Source organism: Asticcacaulis sp. P2_C5 (assembly GCF_056404555.1).
In genome coordinates this window covers 127,993-141,376 of sequence record NZ_JBFUDU010000010.1, presented here as the reverse complement: position 1 = coordinate 141,376, position 13,384 = coordinate 127,993, and the positions used below count along the sequence as shown (strand labels likewise).

The window sequence follows — 13,384 nt, the reverse complement described above, 5'->3', positions numbered from 1 at the left end:
TACACACCATACCGATCATTAAGTCAATATACCGGACTTAAAAATCTTATTCCACAAGCCTGGCGGGCTTTTAGCGCCTGAAAATAGCAAAACACTCAGGTTCCGGAAGACTTTTCGAGAGTGAACCGGCAAACGAGCACATTGGACTAACGCCAAAATCGGATTACAGCTAACCACTATGAGCAAAGTAAATCGTGGAACGAATATCGTCGCGGTCGGCGCCTATAACGAGCGCCTGGTCTTGTCGATTCTCCGTTCAAAGGGCGCCCTGTCCAAGGTCGAGCTTACCCAGGAAACCGGCCTTTCCAAGCAAACATTGTCGGACGTTATCGGCCGGCTCGAAGCCAACGGACTGTTATTGCGCGGAGAGCCCATTCGCGGACGTATCGGTCAACCCCAGGTGCCGTTCGCCCTCAATCCCGCCGGAGCCTATTCGATCGGCTTCAAGATCGGACGGAAAAGCTATGAAATGGTCCTGATGGACTTTTCCGGCCATATCCTGAAATGGATCACCAAGCACATCGACTATCCTGTGCCGGATGACATGACAGCCTTTGTCGTGGCGGGACTGAAGGCCATTCGCTCCGAATTCACGGCCTCGATTCTCGACAAATGTGTTGGGATGGGCGTGGCCATGCCGAATGAGCTGTGGCGCTGGGGCAAGGAGTTCGACGCACCGGAAGACCAGATCGAGACATGGCGCGACTTCGACGTTCAGACGGCGCTGGAAGGCGTCGCCGGCATGCCGGTGCTGATCTGGAACGACGTCGCCTCCGCATGCAACGGCGAGCTCATTTACGGCAAGGGCGAAGCGTCGAATGATTTCCTGTACATCTATATCGGGACCTTTATCGGCGGTGGCTTCGTTATGAACGGCAAGATCGTTCGTGGGGCACGCGCCAACGCCGGAGCCGTCGGCTCCATGCTGATCACCGACAGGAAAGATGGTGGAGAGGGCCGGCAACTTCTGTCGGTCGCCTCAATCATGAATCTCGTTCACAACCTGATGGCGGCCGGCCGGGACGCTTCGGGCATATGGAATCTGGAAGACGAATGGACTCAAATCTATGATCTGGTCCTGCCTTGGGTCGAGCAGGTTTCCAGCCACCTCGCCATCGCCTGTATCAGCGCTGCGGCCATCACCGATGTGCCGCAAATCGTCATCGACGGTTCGATGCCCGAACACGTTCGCGACCTCATTGTAAAGAGCACAGACGCTCATATCCGCAGGCTTCCGACGACAGGTTTATCGCCCTTCAAGGTTCTGCCCGGGACCCTGGGTTACTCGGCTCGGGTGATAGGCGCTGCCAGTCTTCCGATGCAGGCGCGCTACGCGCAGGATCTCGAAGCCTTGCTGAAGGGTGACCCTGTCGTTCGTTAGAGTGCAAGCCGATCAACGATCAGTCGCGCCATTTCCTTGCCGCCATCGGAACGGTGACGACGGCGCCCAGGTCCTCGGCATTGTCCCCTAAGGCAAAGCCATAGTCTCCCTTCGGCATCGACCACCCTGCGTCCTTCCAATCGGCAAGCAGGCGCGGATCGATGGTAACGGTCACGCGACGGCTTTCGCCAGGCTGAAGGCTGACACGCTGAAAGCTCACCAGACGCAGAATCTTGTCGCCGGCGCGGTCGACCAGGTAAAGCTGGGTGACATCGTCGCCGGCGCGCGCGCCCGTGTTCGTAACCATGTAGCTCGCAGTGTTTCCTTTTACGGAAAGGCCGGCGGTCGCAAAGCTTGTATAGGAGAGACCGAAACCGAAAGGATACAACGGTTTGGCGCCCTTGCGCGCGAACCAGCGATAGCCGACGTCCGCCCCCTCGATGTTATAGTCGGCATAGAGCTTCTCCCCGCCGGGCGGGATATCGTCCGCGGTATAGGGCGCGACCCAATCGCTGCCGTCGAGTTTCGGGCGCGGGAGCTGAGCCTCGCTGGCCGGAAAAGTGACCGGCAGGCGTCCGGCAGGGTTGGTTTCGCCGAACAGGACCGATGCGATGGCCTGACCGCCTCGTGCGCCTGGATACCAGGCTTCGATCACCGCCGCCGTCTTGTCGAGCCAGGGCATCTTCACCGGTCCGCCGGTCTCCAGGACAACGATCGTGTTGGGATTGGCTTCGGCGACTGCGGCGATCAACGCGTCCTGGCCATCGGGAAGCGACAGATCGGGTTGATCGAAGCCTTCGGTGCGCCATTCGGTGGCGAAAACGATCGCGACATCCGCCTGCTTAGCCTTTTCGACCGCATCGGCGATATAGCGGCCGTCACGGAAGGAAATCTCCGCGTCGGGCGCCATGGCCCTGATCGCGTCCAGAGGGCTCGACCGGTGGTACTGCTGCGACGCTGAACTGCCCGACGGTCCTACAGCCACCGGAACCGTGATCGCCGCTCCCTCCTCGCCATGAACCTGACTGGAGCCACCGCCCGACATCACGCCGCGATCGGCGTGGCCACCGATGACAACGATACGCCAGGCCGTTCGCGCCAATGGCAGAACCGAGTTTTGGTTGCGGAGCAGGACGATGCCTTGCCGCGCGACCTCCTCTGCGATCGCTGAATCTTTGGCAAGGTCGATCTTGCCGCCAGGCGTGGCGGGATGCATGTCCAATCCCGCGGCATAGATCGCCGTCAGGACGCGCCTGTTCATTTCATCGACTTTTGCAGCATAGGTGCGGTCGGACGCCGCCTTCTGCCTGAGAGGATCACCGAAGAAGATGGCGTCATCGAGTTGTGAGCCGGACTGCTGATCGACGCCGTTGAGCGCGGCGCCAAGGCCGGGGACGGCTTTCCCCCAGTCGGACATGACGAAGCCCTTGTAGCGCCAGGATTGCTTGAGCACCTTGTTGAGCAGCCAGTCACTATCGCAGGCCTTCACCCCGTTCACCCGGTTATAGGCGCACATGACCGCGAGCGGCTGGCCTTGCTCGATGCCGATCTGGAAGGCAAGCAGGTCGCTCTCGCGGGCGGCTGGCTCGGCGATCCTGGAGTCGACGATTTTGCGGCCGGTTTCCTGACCGTTGAATGCGAAGTGCTTGATGGTCGAAATGATAGTGTTGGACTGGATGCCGCGAATGGCTGCGCCGACGAGCACCCCCGTCAGCAAGGGATCTTCCGACAGATATTCAAACGTACGTCCGTTGCGCGGATCGCGCATCAGGTTGGCGCCGCCGGCCAGCAGGACGTTGAATCCCTTGGCCCGCGCTTCCGAACCGATCATGGCTCCACCTTGGTAAAGCATGTCGGGATTCCAACTTGCCGCCTGGGCCAGACCGGACGGAAGCGCAGTCGCGCCATCTTTACGCATCCCGGAGAAGTAGGCGACGCCGAGACTGGCGTCGGTTTCCGTCAGCGCCGGAACACCGAGACGCTGAATACCTTCGACATACCCGGCCCCAAGGATTGACTCGGCCGGCAGTGGCCCGTCCAAGCGATAGTTGAGAGCCATGATGCCATGTGTCAGGATGGTCTTTTCGTCGGCCGACATCTGGCTGACGGTTGCCTTTGCGCGTTTTTCGGCGGCGGCGACGTCTTTCGCCGCAGGTTGCGCGAAAGCCAGGCCAGGAAAAATCATATTGGCCAACAAGGTTGTGGCCAGGATCAACTTCTTGTTCACGATCAACCGCTTTCGGGAGCTAGAATGGCACTCTCGAGTGGAGAGCGTGCGGCTGCCGATCGCCGCCATGAGACGGACAGGCGGCGGGCATCTTGACAGATGCCGCCGCCCTCCATTTTACATCTTGAATCTCAGGCCGATGCCGAGATACCGGCCTTCGACGCGCACATCGGCAGGAAAGTACTGAGTGGCATTATAATAGCGATAGTCCCTCCATGGCGTGCCAAGCAGATTGCTTCCCGTGAAGGCGACTGAAAATTTATCCGAAACAGCATAGGTAATGGACGCGTCAAGGCGAGAGACGGCATCCGCCAGTTCTGCACCCAAACGCACATCGCTTGTGGTACGACTATATTTATTCACATAGTTCGAACGATAGTTGTAGGCCAAGCGTGCGCTAAGCGGGCCTTGTTCATAAAACACGGCCAGATTATACGCCCACTCGGAAACCCCCTGTATCCGTACCATCCGGTCATCATTGAACTGTGCCGGGAATGCGTTCTTGGCATCGATATAGGTCAGGTTGCCCTGCACACCAAATCCAGAGAGTCGGCCGGGCAAGAAATCCAGAGCATACTGGAACGATGCTTCCGCTCCCTTAATCCTGCCCTCGCCCGCATTCTGGGGTTTGGTGTTGTTGATGGTTGTATTGGTTGCTGGGTCGAATTCCGCCGTTGAATAGGTGCTGACGAAACCCCAGAGATCCTTGTAGAACAGGGCGAGTGAAGCATAACTGTCCTTGTTGAAATAATACTCAAGGGACATGTCGTAGTTTTTCGCTGTCAGCGGCACCAGATCAGGATTCCCGCCATCAACGTTTATGGTTCGCGCTGACGGCGGCGACATAACAGGGTTTCCGTTAGCGTCGAGGACGGGGTTTCCGTCCGCATCCAACACCGGGGAAGGCGCATTGTTGGAACGTGTTACAATCGCTCCTGGCCTTAAGTCGGCGTATTTTGGCCGCGTCATTGTCTCGGTATAGGCAAGCCGCACTAAGAACTGATCCGTAAAATGAATCCGCGACTGGAACGAGGGCAACAGATCGTCCCATTGATAGCTGGCCTCTCCTGGCACAAACTCATTATTGAATACGATCGCGCTGGTTTTTCCTTTCGTCAATGCCAGACGGGCGCCGACTGTGCCGTCAACCGATACGTTGCCAACAAGGAATTCATATTTGCCCTGAAGATAAGCCGCATAGGTACGCTCCTTGCCACTGAAGTACCATGCTGCGGGAAGGCTGGAAGCGATCAGCTTGTCTGCGTCATTGATGATGCCCTGGCGAAGATCGATTGCCCATTGTTGAGTTTGAGCCCATGGCTCGTTTATCCAGCCATTCTGTACGAAGTCTTGTGTCTGATCATATATATATTGTCGCACCTGTTGTGTGACGGCTGGATCCCGCAGGTCGGCGCCACTCGGCGCTATCCAATCCCGGAAACGCTGAGGATCGTTCCGGAAAGCGCCCATGGCCAGTTCCGTACCGATGGGCAGATCACTCAGTTGCTTCCGGTCATCGGATATCCACCAGGGAAAAATCTGTCGATTGTTGATATCAATGGACGAGGTGCGCGTCGTTTCTCTGACACCGAACTGGATTTTCGGCAGCCAGCCGATATTGGTATCAAAATCAGCGTCCATCCGCCCTTGCCAGCCATCGCCTTGAGCGACAAGATGTTCGTCTTTCATAGACTCCAAAAGGAAGTTATCGGCATTCTTCACATCGAGCCCTTGCAGGTCGAATACAGCCGACCCTGCATTGTCAAATTCGGCGTTGATGGTGAAATCGCTATTTGGCCTCAACTCCAGCATCGTAGAGTCTGCCTCATAGGCACTTTTGCTATAGGCAAAGTCACCCGTAATCGTTAGCCGGTCAATCAATGTACTGCGGAAGCCGAAAGCGCCCTGATACAGATCGGTTTTATCTGTTTTACCTGTGCGATTATACCGGACGTAAGGGCTGCCGTGATAGCTAAAGCTTTCCGCCTTTCCCGGCTCGCCCCCGGCCAGGACAACGTTGCTGAAGACGCCGCTATTTTCCTTTTTCAGGCTTTGGCCATAGAAGTCATTCGCAAGCTTTCCGCGATAACCGCTCCACAGCCCCTCGACATAGAGTTCGAGTTTGTCGTTTGGACGCCATTGCACAACAAAATTGGTTGATGGGCGAACGCGTATGCCAGCATCATAAGAATTGCCAATGAAATCAGGGTGGCAGAATTCACCCTCCTGCACCGTGATCTCTGAATTGCACGAACCATCCCGGGTAGCGCCATTCGGATCACCGACCAGCTCGCCATTGTCCACACGATTGCGAACGACAGCAGCACCGTCGTAACGCAAGGCGTTCTGATATTCGGTACGGATATAGCTTGCCCCCAGCAATACACCGATTTCCCCGATGGATGTGTTCCAGTTTTTGACCAGAACCACGTTTCCAGCGGGTTCAAAGGTTTGGGATTGGTCGTTATAAATGCCCTTGATCTCACCGCTGATGGTCGTGCCCCGCAAGTTAAACGGACGGCGGGAATCGATATTGATCAGCCCGCCCAGACCGGGTTCGACCAGGTCTGATGTCGCGGTTTTGTACACCGAAAAGCCACCGGCCATGCTCGCCGAGATATCCTGCCAATGAATCACGCGATCATCGGTGCTGAACATTTCGCGGCCATTATAGGTTGTTGCAATATCGGGCAGTCCCCTGACCAGCACTTCGGCACCCTCATCAAGCTTACGCACGATCTGAACGCCAGGAATACGCGCCAGGGTCTCGGCCCCGGTGTTGTCCGGCACCTTGCCAATGTCATCCGCAACCACAGCATCGACAATCGATGGCGAATTCTTTTTGATGCCCTGTGCCGAACGGAGTGCTGCCCGGTAGCCGGTGACGACGACGATGGTCGCGTCCGCCTGATCGGCATTTCCTGCGTTCGCGTCCTTCGTCCTGGCATCCTCGACCTTGGCCTCGGTCGTCACGTCTGGAGCAGTAATCGTGTCCTGGGCCGCCACCATCTGCGGGGTGACGATCAGCGCCGCCAAAGCCAGAACACCCATTGAACTGGCCGCTGAGAGCGAACGCTTTAACGCGGCGCGGACGCACGGCGAGCGTTGGGGGAATGATTTCATTGCTATCTCCTGTTTCCTCCGAGCCGCGTGCTGCACGAGCACTTTATAGTTCGACCCTTGATGGTCAGATAGCATCGGCATTTATTTAAATCAATACTCCGGACTTAATATCGTCACTATGCCGACATACCTATATCATATTTGCCACACGCGTCTTTTTTGGAATTTATTTTGCAAACTACACGGCCGCGTTGCTTTCATAGGGAAGGTGAAACACCTCGCCTTCATATTAAGTCTGGCATATTGACCTAGGGGGTGATGAGAGCCTATCTGAAGGCTGACCCCAATTTATCGGCCAGAGGAGACATTCATGCTCAAAGGTATCAACCCGCTTTTGGGACCGGACCTGCTGGCCATACTGCGGGAAATGGGACATGGCGACGAAATCGCTATCGTCGATGCGAACTATCCGGCGGTCAGCCATGCGAAACGCCTGGTGCGAATGGATGGGCACGGCGCGCCCAGGATCGTTGAGGCCATATTGTCGCTGATGCCGCTGGACCGCGATGTTACGGAAGCCGCGTTCCGGCCATGCGCCTTCGGCGACTGCGAACGCATTGAACCGATTTATGAAGAATTTCAGGCGGCGATCGAGCGGAACGACCCGGGCATGAAGCTGGTGCCGATTGCCGGACAGCCATTCTATGATCGGATAAAGAGCGCCTACGCCATCGTTGCCAGTGGAGAGGCACGTCTCTATGGAAATATCATACTCCGCAAGGGCGTAATTGCGCCAAAATAGGCCCGAGCTTACGCGAGGAGCCATCGGGGGCGCCCGTGCGATGGCGTTTGAATTGCAAAAGCGCAAGATCGAAGCCTGTGCCTTATGTGTCAGCATCTGTGCAGGTTGGTATAAGGTCGCGCCTCGGGCTTGAATGATACCCCCACCGGGTATATATACCCAACGGGGGTATCATTGAGGCCACTATGTCTGAACATCCATCGCATTCCGATCAATTACCAGCACTGAACCGCGCCGCCGGCCAGATCGAGGGCGTCAAGCGCATGATCGGCGAGGGCCAGTACTGCGTCGACATCCTCACCCAACTTCGCGCCGTGCGCAGTGCTCTAAAGACCATCGAACTCGGCGTACTGGAAACGCACATGAAGTCATGTCTGACGGATAGGTGCTGTACCGGTGAAAAGCAGCGCGACGACCAGATTGCCGAAATCATGACGCTGCTGAAGAAGTACGAATAGGAAGCCAGATCATGGACAAGATTTCTGAAGCTACGCGCCAGACGGCAGGCGAAGGCGACCCGGCATCCTCTGGTGACACGAAATCCTGCTGTCATTCGACACCCGCCACCCCGGCGCCAAGCGCTGGTCCGGGCCAAACCATCATCTATACCTGCCCAATGCACCCGCAGGTGCAACAAACCAAGCCCGGAAACTGCCCGATCTGCGGCATGACGCTGGAACCGGCCGGTGTCGCCCTGTCCGACAAGCCGGATCCGGAACTCGTCGATATGACACGCCGCTTCTGGATAGCCGTCGCCTTGTCGGTCCCCCTGCTGCTCAAGGTGATGGGCGAACATTTCATTCCGTGGATACATGAAAATCTCAACAACGACATGGCGCGCTACGTCCAATTGGCGCTGGCAACACCTGTCGTTCTCTATTGCGGCTGGCCCTTCTTCGTCCGCGGCTGGCAGTCGCTGATCAACCGCTCGCTTAACATGTTCACCCTGATAGCGTTGGGCGTCGGTGTGGCCTTTGGCTACAGCCTGGCGGTCACGCTTTTCCCGGCCGCCTTCATGGCCTTCACCCATCAATCGATGCCGCCGGAAGTTTATTACGAGGCGGCGGCGGTCATCACTGCCCTTGTCCTGCTTGGCCAGGTGCTGGAACTGAAGGCCAGATCACAAACCAACAGCGCCTTACGCGCCCTGTTCGACCTCGCTCCCAAGACCGCCCGTCTGATCGGCGACGACGGCCAGGAGCGCGACATTTCGGTGAGCGACGTCAAGGTTGGCGACCGCCTGCGCGTGCGTCCGGGCGAGAAGATTCCGGTCGATGGCGTTGTCACCGAGGGTGCCAGTGCCGTCGATCAGTCCATGCTGACGGGCGAATCCCTGCCCGTTGAAAAACATGCGGGCGATAAGGTCACGGGCGCCACCCTCAATGGCACGGGTGCCCTGGTCATCCGCGCCGAGCGCGTCGGGCTCGATACCATGTTGTCGCAGATCGTCGCGATGGTGGCCAAGGCGCAGCGTTCACGCGCGCCGATCCAGCGCATGGCCGATATCGTTTCTGCGTGGTTTGTGCCGATCGTCGTCGCTATCGCCCTGGTGACTGCGGCCATCTGGGGCATGTGGGGGCCAGAGCCGAAACTTGCCTATGCGCTTCTGAACGCTATCGCCGTGCTTATCATCGCCTGCCCCTGTGCACTCGGCCTTGCAACGCCGATGTCGATCATGGCCGGCACAGGACGCGCCGCCAAGGCCGGTATCCTCATACGGGACGCGGCGGCGTTGGAGTCGTTTGAGAAGGTTGACACCCTGGTCATCGACAAGACCGGCACCCTGACCGAAGGCAAGCCGCGCCTGATCAAGGTGTCCGCCCTGGACGGCTTTTCTCCGGATCGGTTGCTCCAGTTGGCGGCCTCGCTTGAACGGTCCAGCGAGCACCCACTCGCCCAGGCCATTGTCGACGGCGCCGCCGCCAAGACCCTAACCTTGCTCGATCCTCAGTCATTCCGCTCGGTGACGGGCAAGGGCGTAACCGGCCTGGTCGACGGCCAAACGATTAGCCTGGGTAATGCCGCCCTTCTGGAGGAGGCCTCGGTTGCATCCGGTGTGCTTGAGGCCTTGGCCCGTCCGTTCCGCGACGAAGGCCAGGGCGTCATGTATATCGCCATTGGTGACAAGCCCGCCGGCATCATCGTCGTTGCCGATCCGATCAAGGCAACAACGATCGAAGCGCTCGCCGCCTTGAAGACCGAAGGCTTGAAGGTCGTCATGCTGACCGGCGACAATCTTGTTACGGCCAAGGCCATCGCGTCCAGGCTCGGCATCACCGATATCGAAGCCGACGTCCTGCCGGCGCGTAAAGCCGAGGTCGTTCAAAACCTGATGGCAAAAGGCGCAAAAGTTGCCATGGCGGGAGACGGCGTCAATGACGCGCCTGCCCTGGCCTCCGCGACCGTCGGCATCGCCATGGGCAATGGCACAGATATCGCCATGGAGAGCGCCGGCATCACCCTGATCAAGGGTGACCTGTTGGGCATTGTCCGCGCCCGGCGCCTCAGCCATGCCGTGATGAACAATATCCGCCAGAACCTCTTCTTTGCCTTCTTCTATAATGCCATGGGCGTGCCTGTGGCCGCCGGCATCCTCTACCCCTTCTTCGGTCTGCTGTTGTCGCCGATCATCGCCAGCGCTGCCATGGCCTTCAGTTCCGTTTCGGTCATCGCCAACGCGTCAAGGATCAGGGGCGTAAAGCTGTCGTGAGGCAACCAGTCGCGCAAAGTTCACTTTTCATTCAAGGCCAAGGGCCTATAATTCTGTCATGTTGAAGCGTTGGATATGTATCTGGTCGATGCTGGTGTTTGTCTTCGCGACAATCGCTGCGCCCCTGCATGCCCACAACATGCCGGCCGGGAACGTCGCTTCCCCGGTAACGACCCACGTCGCCGCTCCGCAAGCCATGAACGATATGCCGGGTATGATGGGCGATACCGCTTGCCAACATTCCGCAGCCACGAAGGCTTCAAAAGAAGCTATGCCGGTACATTCAAAAGGCTGCTGTTCGGACGGATGCCAGTGTCCGTTAAGCCATTGCCCGGCATCGCCCGGGCTGCTTGTCCTCCTTCAACAGCCATTGCTGTTTTCTGTCGGCGGCACACGCGTCGGACTCATGGCGGAAGCCAGATTGACCGACCAATGGAACGATCGACTTAAACGACCTCCCCGAACCTGAATTTGAAACGCCAGGGGCCACCGAACCTTTGTTCGGCGGCTGATCCGAGAGACCGCGCCTGTTCAAATGCGCGCAAGTCTATTGAATCCGCCTGTGGCCCCAAATCCCTGCTTTCAATTTCAGGAATACCCTCATGAAAAAACACCTGCTCGCGGCCTTGGCTAGTCTTTGGGGGCTGCTCTTGCTGGGGCTGATCCCGGCAAGCCTGGCGGCGAAAACCGTCGAATATCACCTAACGATCGCCCGTCAAAACGTGACGATCAACGGCGTGTCCGCCAATAAGATCACCGTCAACGGCTCCATTCCAGGTCCCGTGCTCACCTTCACCGAAGGCGATGACGCCGTTGTCTCCGTTACCAATGCGATGAACGAGGACACGTCCGTGCACTGGCACGGCATGCTGGTGCCCGGCAATCAGGACGGCTCTCCCGGCTTCAATGACTTCAAAGCCATCAAGCCCGGTGTGACCTTCACCTATCGCTTCCCGATCAAACAGTCTGGGACCTACTGGTATCACTCGCACAATGTCGGTCAGGAACAGGACGGGCTCTATGCCGGCATCGTCATCGCACCGAAAACGCCGGATCCGATCGTCGCCGACCGGGACTATGTGATCCTGCTGTCCGACTATAAGGCGGAGAGCGCGGCCTCGACATTCAGGCACCTCAAAATGTCATCGGACTATTACCAATATCATCGTCGCACGCTCGGTGACCTGATGACGGACGCCCAAACCCAGGGCCTGGGCAAGGCGGTCAAATCCGCCGCAATGTGGGGCAGGATGCGCATGCTGCCGACCGACCTGTCCGACGTTTCGGGCTATGCCTTCCTGATGAACGGCCTGACCAGCGCGCAGAACTGGACTGGTATCTTCAAGCCCGGCGAAAAGGTGCGCCTGCGTTTCATCAATGCGTCTGGCATGACCATGTACGACGTGCGTGTCCCTGGCCTCAAAATGACCGTGGTCGCGGCAGACGGCCAGCCGGTCGAGCCGGTTACCGTCGATGAATTCCGTTTCGGCAATGCCGAGACCTATGATGTCATCGTCGAGCCGCCAAAAGACGCGAGTAATCCCGATAAGGCCTACACGATTGCCGCCGAGTCCATCGACCGCGAAGGCTTTGCCCTGGGAACGCTTGCCCCTCGCGAGGGAACGAAGGGCGATATCCCGGCGCCCCGACCGCGTGCGCGCCTGACCATGTCCGACATGAACATGGAACAGATGATGAAGGACGATCCGAAAATGGATATGTCCGCCATGGGTGAGCCCAGTGGCTGGGCCCAAACATTCGCGCCTGAGGGAACCAAGGTCCTTAGCTACGACGATCTTCGCTATGCCGGCGCGCAGGACGACACCCGCGAGCCGACACGCGAGATCGAGGTCCATCTCGGCGGCAATATGAATCGCTACATCTGGACAATGAACGGTAAGACGTTCGATCCAATGGACGGCATCAAGGTCGCGTTCAACGAACGGGTTCGCATTACCTACATCAACGAAACCATGATGGCGCACCCGATGCACCTGCACGGCATGTTCGTACAGCTTGAAAACGGCCAATCCATGGACAAGTTGCCCAACAAGCATACCGTCATTGTCCCGCCCGGGCAGACCCTGTCGGTCATCCTGACCGCCAATAACCCCGGCAGTTGGCCCTATCACTGCCATCTGTTGTTCCATATGGCCTCTGGCATGATGACCACCCTGGTGGTGGCTGAACCTGATCCTTCAGCACCGCCGCCGCCCGCCCGACAGCACGATTCCCAACCCGTTGATAGCTCCACGACGGAACCAGACGCCGCCAGTCCCGCTACCAGTTCGGCGGAAATGCCGGGCATGGACATGGGCAATACAGCCGCCCATGAACCGGCGCCTGCGAAGCCTCAGGCCGAAAAGCCCGCGACCAAACCCGCGCCTGCCGCCAAGAAGCCCAAGGTCCAACCCAGCATGAAGGGCATGGATATGGGCGGGATGGATATGGGCGCGATGGGAGACCACCATGAACAGCATTAAATCATTGACCCTGGCTTTGGTGCTGATGGGCCTGCCGGCCTTCAGCCAGGCGGCCGAAGCCATGCACGAAAACGGCGGCGCCACCTATCACGCTATTCGCCTCGAAACCGAACTTGGCCGCTATAGCGGGCAGGACACGGCGTCCTGGGATCTCGATGGCTGGATCGGCAACGATTATGACAAGCTCTGGCTCAAGAGCGAAGGTGAAATCGCCGGCTCGAAGATAGAACAGGCCGAAGTCTGGGCGCTTTACAGTCGAAACGTCTCAACCTTCTGGGATACCCAGATCGGATTGCGGCAGGACCTCAAGACCTCCAGCGCTGGCAAAGGCCACACCTATCTCGTGGCAGGCATCAATGGGCTGGCCCCATACTTCTTCGAAACCGAAGCGCATATCTTCCTGCGTGACGACGGAGCCTTGAGTGCCCGGCTCCGGCAGGAGAATGAAATCCTGCTGACCAATCGCCTGATCGTCCGTCCACGGCTGGAGGTCAACCTCAACAGCCGTGCCGACCCGGCCGAAGGCGTGGGAAGCGGCCTGACCGATGCGTCGATTGGCGTCCAGACCCGTTACGAGTTTACGAGGAACTTTGCCCCGTATGTGGAGCTGAAATATCAGAAAAAGTTTGGCCTGACGGCGGACTATGCCCGCGTTCGCGGCGAGAAGCCTGACGCAACCACCTTAGCCGTCGGCATTCGCTGGCTGTTCTAACCCCTC

8 protein-coding genes are annotated in these 13,384 nt (G+C 58.2%); 6 read left to right on the top strand and 2 right to left on the bottom strand.

All coding sequences use genetic code 11. The features are described 5' to 3' along the window. The first annotated feature begins 178 nt into the window (after positions 1-178). Positions 179-1,381 carry an ROK family transcriptional regulator gene (locus AC1DXO_RS18125; RefSeq protein WP_476979583.1) on the top strand — a complete coding sequence of 401 codons (1,203 nt, stop codon included), beginning with the start codon at positions 179-181 and terminating at the stop codon, positions 1,379-1,381. A 19-nt stretch (positions 1,382-1,400) separates the two neighbouring features. Here AC1DXO_RS18125 and AC1DXO_RS18120 read toward each other — a convergent pair whose 3' ends face one another. Together AC1DXO_RS18120 and AC1DXO_RS18115 are read right to left on the bottom strand one after the other, a co-directional pair. Further along, positions 1,401-3,608, bottom strand: coding sequence for a beta-glucosidase (locus AC1DXO_RS18120; RefSeq protein ID WP_476979582.1), 2,208 nt, complete (start codon positions 3,606-3,608; stop codon positions 1,401-1,403). Between the two features lie 117 nt (positions 3,609-3,725). Then, the gene (locus AC1DXO_RS18115) at positions 3,726-6,731 is read right to left on the bottom strand and encodes a TonB-dependent receptor (RefSeq protein WP_476979581.1); all 3,006 of its coding nucleotides are present in this window, start codon (positions 6,729-6,731) and stop codon (positions 3,726-3,728) included. A gap of 310 nt (positions 6,732-7,041) precedes the next feature. Here AC1DXO_RS18115 and AC1DXO_RS18110 point away from each other — a divergent pair, with 310 nt between their 5' ends. From AC1DXO_RS18110 to AC1DXO_RS18090, 5 genes are all read left to right on the top strand, one after another. Next, the gene (locus tag AC1DXO_RS18110) at positions 7,042-7,473 is read left to right on the top strand and encodes an RbsD/FucU family protein (protein ID WP_476979580.1); all 432 of its coding nucleotides are present in this window, start codon (positions 7,042-7,044) and stop codon (positions 7,471-7,473) included. A 185-nt stretch (positions 7,474-7,658) separates the two neighbouring features. Beyond that, entirely contained in the window at positions 7,659-7,931 is a 273-nt protein-coding gene (locus AC1DXO_RS18105; protein ID WP_476979579.1) for a metal-sensitive transcriptional regulator, read from the top strand. A gap of 11 nt (positions 7,932-7,942) precedes the next feature. Beyond that, the gene (locus AC1DXO_RS18100; protein ID WP_476979578.1) at positions 7,943-10,183 is read left to right on the top strand and encodes a copper-transporting P-type ATPase; all 2,241 of its coding nucleotides are present in this window, start codon (positions 7,943-7,945) and stop codon (positions 10,181-10,183) included. Between the two features lie 602 nt (positions 10,184-10,785). Next, the gene (locus AC1DXO_RS18095; protein WP_476979577.1) at positions 10,786-12,666 is read left to right on the top strand and encodes a multicopper oxidase domain-containing protein; all 1,881 of its coding nucleotides are present in this window, start codon (positions 10,786-10,788) and stop codon (positions 12,664-12,666) included. After that, a complete protein-coding gene (locus AC1DXO_RS18090) occupies positions 12,653-13,378 on the top strand; it encodes a copper resistance protein B (RefSeq protein ID WP_476979576.1) in 726 nt (241 codons plus the stop codon). Before AC1DXO_RS18095 ends, AC1DXO_RS18090 begins: the two co-directional genes overlap by 14 nt. Positions 13,379-13,384: the final 6 nt, after the last annotated feature.